This window comes from Pseudomonas sp. EGD-AK9, assembly GCF_000465935.2.
Lineage (GTDB): Bacteria > Pseudomonadota > Gammaproteobacteria > Pseudomonadales > Pseudomonadaceae > Aquipseudomonas.
The window spans coordinates 1-8,715 of record NZ_AVOF01000104.1; the positions used below are offsets into that span (position 1 = coordinate 1).

Sequence of the window (8,715 nt, forward strand, 5' to 3'; positions counted from 1 at the left end):
CCCGTGCCCAGCGTGCTCGCCACCGCCCCGAGCCGCGCGCCGGAGATCCCGCAGCGCCACGATGCCGACGAGTCCGTCCCGGCGGATCCGCGCCTGCGCGACGTCGCCCACTGGAAGGGCCTGCCCTCCGGCGTGCAGCGCCAGCTGCGCGAGCTGGGCATCAACGCCCACGTCTATTCCTCGGACGCCAGCGCCCGCTTCATCCGCGCCGGCGGCCGCACCCTGCGCGAGGGTGATCGTCTCAATGCGGAATTGCGCCTGCAGTTCATCACCCGCGACGGCATCGTGCTCGGCTACCAGGAGCGCAAGTACTGGATGCGCCTGAACTGAGCAACGCAGCCTCCCCATGCCCCCGCTGCGGGGTCTGCGCCAGTTCCTCCAAAAACGAGGGGCGGGTACCGTCGCCGGTCCCGCCCCTTGTCGCCCAGTGCCGAGGCGCTACTTGCCGTAGACCTGTTCCGGCAGCCAGGTAATCAGCCCCGGGAAGATGTAGGCGATCACCAGCAGCAGAATCTGAATCAGGATGAACGGCACCACCCCCTTGTAGATGGTGCTGGTGGCCACCGATTTCGGCGTCACCCCGCGCAGGTAGAACAGGGCGAAACCGAATGGTGGGGTGAGGAAGGAGGTCTGCAGGTTCAGCGCGATCATCACCCCCAGCCAGATCGGGTCGAGGCCCATGGCCAGCAGCACCGGCCCGACGATCGGCACCACCACGAAGGTGATCTCGATGAAGTCGAGGATGAAGCCGAGCAGGAAGATCACCAGCATCACCAGGAAGAAGGCGCCGAGTACGCCGCCGGGCAGTTGGGCGAACACGTCCTCGATCAGCGCCTCGCCGCCGAAGCCGCGGAACACCAGGGAGAACAGCGAGGCGCCGATCAGGATCATGAAGACCATGGCGCTGATCTCGGTGGTGCCATAGGCCACCTCGCGCAACTGGCCGAAGTTCAGCTTGTTCTTGCTCAGCGCCAGCAGCATGGCGCCGACGGCGCCGAGGGCGGCTGCCTCGGTGGGCGTGGCGTAGCCGGCGAGGATCGAGCCGAGCACCGCGCCGATCAGGATCAGCGGCGGTACCAGCGCCTTGATCAGCTTGCCCCACTCGATCGGGCCCAGCTCCTCCTGCGGCAGCGCCGGCAGCTTCTTCGGCTGAATAATGGCGACGGCGATGATGTAGAGGATGTACAGGCCGACCAGCAGCAGCCCGGGAATCAGCGCGCCGACGAACAGGTCGCCGACCGACACCGTCTTCGGCGAGAAGATGCCCATCTTCAGCTGTGCCTGCTGATAGGCGCTGGACATCACGTCGCCGAGCAGCACCAGGACGATCGACGGCGGGATGATCTGCCCCAGGGTGCCGGTGGCGGCCAGGGTGCCGGTGGCGATGGCCGGGTCGTAGCCGCGGCGCAGCATGGTCGGCAGCGCCAGCAGGCCCATGGTCACCACGGTGGCGCCGACGATACCGGTGCTGGCGGCCAGCAGGGCGCCGACCACGCACACCGAGATCGCCAGGCCGCCGCGCAGGGTGCCGAACAGGCGCGACATCGACTCGAGCAGGTCTTCGGCCACCCGCGAGCGTTCCAGCATCACCCCCATGAACACGAACAGCGGCACCGCCAGCATGGTCTGGTTGTTCATGATGCCGAACAGGCGGTTGGGCAGGGCGCTGAGGTAGCCGGCGTCGAAGGTGCCGGTGAGCACGCCGATGCCAGCGAACAGCAGCGACACGCCGCCCAGGGTGAAGGCCACCGGATAGCCGGCCATCAAGGCCAGGCAGATGCTGACGAACAGCAGAATCGCCATCAACTCAGCCATGCTTCACCTCCGGAGCCGGCAGGCGACCGCTGATGACGTAGAGCGCCTTGATCAGGTTGGCGATGCCTTGCAGCACCAGGCTGACCACCAGCACCAGGATGATGCTCTTCTGCAGGTAGACGAACTTGAGGCCGCCGGACTCGCTGGACGCCTCCAGGGTCGCCCAGGAATTGCTCACGTAGTCCCAGCTGGCCCAGCCGAGGAACAGGCACACCGGCAGCAGGAACAGCAGGTTGCCGAGGATTTCCACCAGGGCCTGGCGGCGGCCGCTGAAGTTCTGGAAGAAGATGTCCACGCGTACGTGGCCATTGCGCTGCAGCACCCAGGCGGTGGCGCCCATGAACACCAGGGCATGGGCGTAGAGCACGGCTTCCTGCAGGGCGGTGGCGCCGATGCCGAAGCCGTAGCGCAGCACCACGACCACGGCAGTGCCGAGCACCAGGAACAGGGTCAGCCAGGCGCAGGCCTTGCCGAACCAGGCGTTGAGAGCATCGATCAGGTACGCAAGCGCGAGGGGAAGCGATGGCTTGTCGGACATAGTGAGTCCTTTATCGTTATTGGGTAGGGGACAGGACGCCGGCCCGGTCGGCCGTACGCCACGCCTCCCGCAACCTTGTGGGTCGAGGGCCGGCGATTCTAGGCAGGCTGCTGGCAATGCAGCAATGCTCATACAACTTTAGTCGTAGCAGCTAGGCTTGAGGGTCACGACCCCCTATGTTATTCACGCCCGGTCTACCTTCGGCGATCCCGTGGTCAGACCAATACAACAAGAAGGAGCATTGCATGAAACGTCGCGACATACTCGCCGCAGCAGGCGTCGGCCTCGCAGCCACCGCACTGGCGGGCTGTAAAGAAGAAGCCGGCACCACCGCCGCACCCCAAGAGGGCTCGAGTTCCCAGACCTTCAACTGGAAGATGGTCACCTCCTGGCCGAAGAACTTCCCCGGCGTCGGCGTGGGGGCCGAGCGCTTCGCCAAGCTGGTCGAGGAGATGAGCAACGGCCGCCTGAAAGTCAAGGTCTACGCCGCCGGCGAACTGGTGCCGGCCTTGGAAGTGTTCGATGCAGTCTCCCGCGGCACCGCCGAGATGGGTCACGGTGCGCCGTATTACTGGAAAGGCAAGGTGCCGGCCGCGCAGTTCTTCTGCGCCTCGCCGTTCGGCCCCAACGCCCAGGAAATGAACGCCTGGCTGCACCGCGGCGGCGGTCAGCAGCTGTGGGAAGAGGTGTACAAGCCGTTCGGCGTGCTGCCGATGGCCTGCGGCAACACCGGCGTACAGACCGCCGGCTGGTTCAACAAGGAAATCAACTCGGTCGAAGACTTCAAGGGCCTGAAGATGCGCACCCCGGGCCTGGGCGGCGAAGTGCTGACCAAGATGGGCGGCACCGTGGTCAACATGCCGGCCGGCGAGATCTTCACTGCCATGCAGACCGGCGCCATCGACGCCACCGAGTGGATCGGCCCGTACAACGACCTGGCCCTGGGCCTGCACAAGGCGGCCAAGTACTACTACACCCCGGGCTGGCAGGAGCCGAGCGTACTGTTCGAGCTGGACGTCAACCTCAAGGCCTGGGAGACCCTGCCGGCCGACCTCAAGGCCATCGTGCGCGCCGCCGCCCGCGACGTGAACGGCGACATGCTCGACGACTACAACGCCAAGAACATGGAAGCCCTGGAGCAGCTCAAGGCCGACGGCGTGGACGTACGCCGCCTGCCGGACGAGGTGCTGGCCCGCCTGAAGGAGGTCGCCGCCGAGGTGGTCGACGCCAGCGCCGCCGCCGACCCGGCCGCGACCAAGGTCTGGGAACACCAGAAGGCCTACCTCAAGCGCCTGTACGACTACGCGGAGCTCAACGAGAAGGACATCTACAACATCCGCGGCTAAGCGTTCAGCGCACAGCAAAACGCCGGCTGCTAGCCGGCGTTTTCATTGGTTCGGCCGTTGCGCTCAACCGCGGCGTGGCGGTACCGGGCGGGTACGGCCGCTGCCGTCGATGGCGACGAAGACGAACACCGCCTCGGTGACCTTGCGCCATTCGTTGGACAAGGGGTCGTCGCTCCACACCTCGACCATCATCTGGATCGAGCTGCGCCCCACTTCCAGGGCCTGGGTATAGAACGACAGCTGCGCGCCCACCGCCACCGGCACCAGGAAGGCCATGCGGTCGATGGCCACGGTGGCCACGCGGCCGCCGGCGACCTTGCTGGCCATGGCGGTGCCGGCCAGGTCCATCTGCGACACCAGCCAGCCGCCGTAGATATCGCCGAAACCATTGGTCTCGCGTGGCAGCGCGGTGATCTGCAAGGCCAGGTCGCCTTGGGGGATCGGGTCTTCCTGTTCGTAGTCGTTCATCGGCTCGAGGCTCGCGGCGCGGTTGTTGTTCTGGGCGCGGAACCCGCGTGGTACGCGGGCGCTGCGAGTATACCGACTGAGCGGTCGGCGGGCGACCACTCTGGCGGCCGTGCAGGCGGCGTGGCGCCTGGGCTGTCGGGCAAATTGCACGGCCGCCGCCGGGCGCATCGGGCAGGATGCCCGCCGCCGTCATTTCCCGGATATCGCAAGCCGCTGATTTTCAAGATTTTTACCCTGGACCAGGAACTGGCACGGGCGGTGCAACGACCCTGGCGGGTGACCGGACTCGTTCCGCTCGCAACGCCAAGAAAAGGCCGGAGGTGTGCGAACCCGCGCCATCCGCCTTCATCGCAACGGGAGAAACGCCATGTTGAGCTGGGCACTGACCTTTCTGATCATCGCCATCGTCGCCGCCGTGCTGGGCTTCGGCGGCATCGCCGGCACCGCTGCGGGCATCGCCAAGATTCTGTTCGTGGTGTTCCTGGTGCTGTTCATCATCTCGTTCGTCATGGGCCGTCGCCCCCGTCTGTAAGGAGGTCTGCATGCGCATTCATGCCATCGCCGCCGCCCTGTTGCTGGGCGGCGCCCTGGCGGCCCAGGCCGCCGACCGCGACGCGCACCTGCATCCGGGCGAGTTGCTGAGCAGCGACGCCGGGTACCGCGCCGCCTGGCAGGAGTTGGTGCAGGAGGAGCAGCGCCTGCCCGACTGGCTGATGAACCTCAGCGGCCCGTCGACGCCGATGCAGGCGGTGGAAAGCGCCAGCGACCGCTTCCTGGTCGGCCAGCTGTGCGAGGCGCACAACTGCTTCAACCAACGCCTGTACCTCGCCTTCGACTGGGACAAGGACAACGCCTACGCGCTCTACGTGCAGGTGCCCGAGAACCTGCCGGAAGACCGCGCGCCGAGCGAGCACGCCAGCCTGCGCTGGCTGGGCGAGCCGGACGAGGAAGTGCGCCGGCTGCTCGAGGAACAGCTGCGCAAAGACCCCAACTGGTTCTGAGGCACACGACGACGGCCCCTCGCCGGCCGTCGCCGCGTTATCATCCCCCGCCATAACGGCATGCCCTCCCTCATCCGGCGCCTCGCGCCACCTTCTCCCGTAAGGAGAAGGCCATCAAGGAAGGCGTCGCGCCGCGACTTTCGAGCTAAGGGGGATCGACATGCTCAACGGCCTGTGGCTGAGCTTTTTCCTGGTGGCGGCGGTGGCGGGCTTCTCGCGCTGGCTGCTCGGTGGCGACCCGGCGGTGTTCGGCGCCATGGTCGAGAGCCTGTTCGCCATGGCCAAGCTGTCGGTGGAGGTGATGGTGCTGCTGTTCGGCACCATGACCCTATGGCTCGGCCTGTTGCGCATCGCCGAACAAGCCGGCCTGGTCGACGCCCTGGCGCGGCTGCTCGGCCCGCTGTTCGCCCGCCTGATGCCGGAGGTGCCGCGCGGCCACCCGGCGCTCGGCCTGATCACCATGAACTTCGCCGCCAACGGCCTGGGCCTGGACAACGCCGCCACGCCGATCGGCCTCAAGGCCATGCGCAGCCTGCAGGAGCTCAACCCCAGCAGCACCACGGCGAGCAACGCGCAGATCCTCTTCCTGGTGCTCAACGCCTCGTCGCTGACCCTGCTGCCGGTGTCGATCTTCATGTACCGGGTGCAGCAGGGCGCGGCCGACCCGACCCTGGTGTTCCTGCCGATCCTGCTGGCCACCAGCGCCTCGACCCTGGTCGGTCTGCTGTCGGTGGCGCTGATGCAGCGTCTGCGCCTGTGGGATCCGGTGGTGCTGGCCTACCTGATTCCCGGGGCGCTGCTGCTGGGCGGCTTCATGGCGCTGCTCGCCAGCCTCAGCGCCACCGCGCTGGCGGCGCTGTCCTCGCTGCTCGGCAACCTGACCCTGTTCGGCGTGATCCTGACCTTCCTGCTGGTCGGCGCGCTGAAGAAGGTGGCGGTCTACGAACAGTTCGTCGAGGGCGCCCGCGAGGGCTTCGACGTGGCCAAGAGCCTGTTGCCCTACCTGGTCGCCATGCTCTGCGCGATCGGCGTGCTGCGCGCCTCCGGCGCGCTGGAGCTGGGCCTCGACGGCATTCGCTGGCTGGTCGAGTGGGGCGGCTGGGACACCCGCTTCGTCGACGCCCTGCCCACCGCGCTGGTCAAGCCGTTCTCCGGCAGTGCGGCGCGCGCCATGCTCATCGAAACCATGCAGACCCACGGCGTCGACAGCTTCGCGGCGCTGGCCGCGGCGACCGTCCAGGGCAGCACCGAGACCACCTTCTACGTGCTGGCGGTGTACTTCGGCGCAGTCGGCATCCAGCGCGTGCGCCACGCCGTGGGCTGCGCCCTGCTGGCCGAACTGGCCGGGGTGGTGGCGGCTATCGGCGTGACCTACTGGTTCTTCGGCTGAGGCCGCTCATTCGGCGAAACCGAGCTTGCTGCCGGCCCAGCTCAGCAGCGGGTCGGCGTGCCGGTGGGCGCGCAATGCGGTGAGCTTGGGCGCGATAAAGGCGGAGAAATCTTCGCCCCGTTCGAAGTAGACGCCGGTGAAGATGGCGAACAGCGACTTGTTGCCGACCGTGGCATAGAACAGGTTGCCCACCGGCTCGCCGTCCTCGGTCAGCAGCTTGAGGCTGGCGCGACTGGCGAGCTCCAGCTCGAATTCCAGCTCCTGCTCGACCAGGCCGCTGTCGCGCAGGCCGAACGAGGCGCCGAAGGTCTCGGCGTAGCTGGTCATCAGCGCATCGCTGGCGCGCGGGTAGAGCGAGACGCCGCTGTAGAGGTAGAACCAGTCGCTGCCGGCGCTCTCGAAGCTGAGGTCGATGCTGCGCGCGGCGTAGCTCACCAGCTTCTCGTAACGCCCCGCGGCGGGCGCCTGGTAGGCGGCGAAATCCGCAGCGCTGAGCAGCAGGCGGCGCTCCTCGGCGAGCGGCGGTGTGCTGTCGAAGCAACCGCCTATCGCCAGCATGGCGAGAAAGACCAGCAGCATCCTGAACATGACTATCCTCCCTGAATAAGCCCCGCCAGCTTGCCCGATCCCCCCGCGCCTCGCCAGCCACGGCCGGCCTGGCTGTGCGCGGCGCCACACCATTCGTCCCGCTGGCGTGAATCGCCATGGCCGCTGGCGAGTTCCGCCACTGCCAGAGGGCGAGCCTGTGCCTAGCCTGGCGCCGGGCTGCAAACAATAACCACAAGGCCCGTTTATCAAGGGGCCACGCCCGTCGCGGTGGGGCCCTTTCGGCAGTTGAACGGGCCAGGGCGGATGCCGCGATCCGCCGGGAGACTGCTATGCGCGTTCTGATCACCGGCGCGGCCGGCTTTATCGGCCATCAGCTGCTCGACGAGCTGGCCATCCAGCATCCCGACTGGACGCTGATCGCCGCCGACATCCGCCCGCTCGACAGTCGCGGCCTGAAGGCCAACGTCGAGCCGGTGCTGCTGGACATGGGCCGCCCGGCCCAGGTGCGTGCCTGCGTAGGCGGCTGGAAGCCGGACGCCATCGTCCACCTGGCCACGGTGATCAGCCCGCCGCGCGACATGAGCGAGGCGCACCTGCACGCCATCGAGGTCGGCGGCACCCAATGCCTGGTGGACAGCGCCGTCGCCAACGACGTGCGCCAACTGGTGGTGACCAGCTCCGGCGCCGCCTACGGCTACGCCGCGGACAACGCCGAGTGGATCGACGAAGACCAGCCGCTGCGCGGCCACCCGCATTTCGCCTACGCCAAGCACAAGCTGGAGATCGAGCAACTGCTGGCGCGCTGCCGCGAGGAACATCCCCAGTTGCGCCAACTGGTGCTGCGCCCCGGCACCATCCTCGGCAAGCGCCTGAACAACCCGATCAGCGACCTGTTCAAGAAACGCGCGGTGCTCGGCGTGCGCGGTCACGCCAGCCGCTTCGTGTTCATCTGGGAGCAGGACGTGGTCGGCATCATCCGCCAGGGCCTGGAGGAGGCTAGCGAGGGCATCTACAACCTGGCCGGCGACGGCGCGCTGAGCCTCAAGGAAATCGCCGCGATCCTCGGCAAGCCCTACCGGCCGCTGCCGGCGGCGCTGCTCGGCGGCGCGCTGCGCCTGCTCAAGCCGCTGGGGTTGAGCCAGTACGGCCCGGAGCAACTGGACTTCCTGCGCTACCGGCCGGTGCTGGCCAACCAGCGGCTGAAGCAGGAATTCGGCTACCAACCGCGCTATTCCAGCCGCGAAGCCTTCCTCGCCTTCCTCGCCGCCCAGGGCATCAGCTACCGCTCAGACGAAAGCCGACCTTGAGCTCGACCTGGTAGTGCGCCACCTTGCCGTCGAGGATATGCCCGCGGGTGTCGATGACTTCGAACCAGTCCATATTGCGCACGGTCTTGGCGCATTCGGCCAGGGCGTTCTGGATGGCGTCCTCGATGCTGATCTTGGAGGTGCCGACGATTTCGATCTTCTTGTAGGTGCGATGGTCGGACATGCTGTGCGCTCCGCAGTGGGCCTGCAGCAAGCCTAGACCAGCGCCACGGGGGTTGCGCGCGCGCCGTGCTAGGCCTGCAGCTCGCGCGCCAACCAGGCGGCCAGACGCTCGGCGCGC

11 protein-coding genes are annotated in these 8,715 nt (G+C 67.4%); 6 read left to right on the plus strand and 5 right to left on the minus strand.

Going from position 1 to position 8,715, the window contains the following annotated elements; all coding sequences use genetic code 11:
- Nucleotides 1-330, plus strand: a 330-nt coding sequence (locus tag N878_RS05755; protein ID WP_031302807.1) for a general secretion pathway protein GspB, incomplete at its 5' end; no start/stop codon positions are given.
- A 108-nt stretch (nucleotides 331-438) separates the two neighbouring features.
- Here N878_RS05755 and N878_RS05760 read toward each other — a convergent pair.
- Both N878_RS05760 and N878_RS05765 read right to left on the minus strand, forming a co-directional pair.
- Nucleotides 439-1,815 carry a TRAP transporter large permease subunit gene (locus N878_RS05760; protein WP_021442730.1) on the minus strand — a complete coding sequence of 459 codons (1,377 nt, stop codon included), beginning with the start codon at nucleotides 1,813-1,815 and terminating at the stop codon, nucleotides 439-441.
- Nucleotides 1,808-2,353 (minus strand): TRAP transporter small permease subunit, encoded by a 546-nt coding sequence (locus N878_RS05765; RefSeq protein ID WP_021442731.1) that lies wholly within the window; start codon nucleotides 2,351-2,353, stop codon nucleotides 1,808-1,810. Before N878_RS05765 ends, N878_RS05760 begins: the two co-directional genes overlap by 8 nt.
- A gap of 245 nt (nucleotides 2,354-2,598) precedes the next feature.
- Between N878_RS05765 and N878_RS05770 the strand changes: the two genes are divergently transcribed.
- Nucleotides 2,599-3,699, plus strand: coding sequence for a TRAP transporter substrate-binding protein (locus N878_RS05770; protein WP_021442732.1), 1,101 nt, complete (start codon nucleotides 2,599-2,601; stop codon nucleotides 3,697-3,699).
- A 63-nt stretch (nucleotides 3,700-3,762) separates the two neighbouring features.
- On the opposite strand, the gene N878_RS05775 is transcribed toward N878_RS05770, so the two are convergent.
- Nucleotides 3,763-4,167 carry an acyl-CoA thioesterase gene (locus tag N878_RS05775; protein WP_021442733.1) on the minus strand — a complete coding sequence of 135 codons (405 nt, stop codon included), beginning with the start codon at nucleotides 4,165-4,167 and terminating at the stop codon, nucleotides 3,763-3,765.
- A gap of 367 nt (nucleotides 4,168-4,534) precedes the next feature.
- On the opposite strand from N878_RS05775, the gene N878_RS26660 reads away from it, so the two are divergent.
- The 3 genes from N878_RS26660 to N878_RS05785 all read left to right on the plus strand — a co-directional run bounded on the left by N878_RS26660 (nucleotide 4,535) and on the right by N878_RS05785 (nucleotide 6,558).
- A complete protein-coding gene (locus N878_RS26660) occupies nucleotides 4,535-4,699 on the plus strand; it encodes a DUF1328 domain-containing protein (protein WP_021442734.1) in 165 nt (54 codons plus the stop codon).
- Nucleotides 4,700-4,709: 10 nt separating this feature from the next.
- Entirely contained in the window at nucleotides 4,710-5,168 is a 459-nt protein-coding gene (locus tag N878_RS05780; RefSeq protein WP_021442735.1) for an inhibitor of vertebrate lysozyme family protein, read from the plus strand.
- Between the two features lie 160 nt (nucleotides 5,169-5,328).
- Nucleotides 5,329-6,558, plus strand: coding sequence for a nucleoside recognition domain-containing protein (locus N878_RS05785; RefSeq protein ID WP_021442736.1), 1,230 nt, complete (start codon nucleotides 5,329-5,331; stop codon nucleotides 6,556-6,558).
- Between the two features lie 6 nt (nucleotides 6,559-6,564).
- On the opposite strand, the gene N878_RS05790 is transcribed toward N878_RS05785, so the two are convergent.
- Nucleotides 6,565-7,146 (minus strand): hypothetical protein, encoded by a 582-nt coding sequence (locus tag N878_RS05790; protein ID WP_021442737.1) that lies wholly within the window; start codon nucleotides 7,144-7,146, stop codon nucleotides 6,565-6,567.
- 290 nt (nucleotides 7,147-7,436) lie between these two features.
- Between N878_RS05790 and N878_RS05795 the strand changes: the two genes are divergently transcribed.
- On the plus strand, nucleotides 7,437-8,414 hold the full coding sequence (locus tag N878_RS05795; RefSeq protein WP_021442738.1) for an NAD-dependent epimerase/dehydratase family protein: 978 nt from the start codon (nucleotides 7,437-7,439) through the stop codon (nucleotides 8,412-8,414).
- On the opposite strand, the gene N878_RS05800 is transcribed toward N878_RS05795, so the two are convergent.
- Nucleotides 8,383-8,598, minus strand: coding sequence for a dodecin (locus N878_RS05800; protein WP_021442739.1), 216 nt, complete (start codon nucleotides 8,596-8,598; stop codon nucleotides 8,383-8,385). The genes N878_RS05795 and N878_RS05800 overlap by 32 nt on opposite strands.
- Between the last annotated feature and the right edge of the window lie 117 nt (nucleotides 8,599-8,715).